The organism is Catellatospora chokoriensis, assembly GCF_011297315.1.
GTDB lineage: Bacteria > Actinomycetota > Actinomycetes > Mycobacteriales > Micromonosporaceae > Catellatospora > Catellatospora citrea.
Genome location: NZ_JAAOTI010000081.1, coordinates 1 through 554, shown reverse-complemented (window position 1 = coordinate 554; position 554 = coordinate 1). Strand labels below are relative to the sequence as shown.

General features: G+C 68.1%; 1 protein-coding gene. It reads left to right on the top strand.

From position 1 onward, the window contains the following. Nucleotides 1-554: M4 family metallopeptidase (locus HAV39_RS42060; RefSeq protein WP_191844665.1), on the top strand; the 554-nt coding region annotated here is incomplete at both ends.

Sequence of the window (554 nt, the reverse complement as noted above, 5' to 3'; positions counted from 1 at the left end):
CACTACGGCAACGCGTACGTCAACGCGTTCTGGGACGGCGCGCAGATGACCTACGGCGACGGCTCGGGCAACAGCCGCCCGCTCGTGTCGCTGGACGTCGCGGGCCACGAGATGAGCCACGGCGTCACCGAGGCCCTGGCGGGCCTGGTCTACTCGGGTGAGTCCGGCGGTCTGAACGAGGCCACCTCGGACATCTTCGGCAACATGGTCGAGTTCTACGCCAACGCCCCCTCCGACCCGGGCGACTACCAGGTCGGCGAGAAGATCAACATCAACGGCAACGGGACCCCGCTGCGCTACATGTACAACCCGACCCTGGACGGCGCGTCGCACGGCTGCTGGTCGACCAGCACCAACAGCGTCGACGTGCACTACAGCTCGGGCCCGGGCAACCACTTCTTCTTCAACCTGGCCGAGGGCACCGGCGCCACCGCGTACGGCACCAGCCCGGTCTGCGGCTCGGCTCCGGCCGTCGTCGGCATCGGCCGCACCAAGGCCGAGAAGATCTGGTACCGCGCGCTGGACGTGTACTTCACCTCCAGCACCCGCTACGT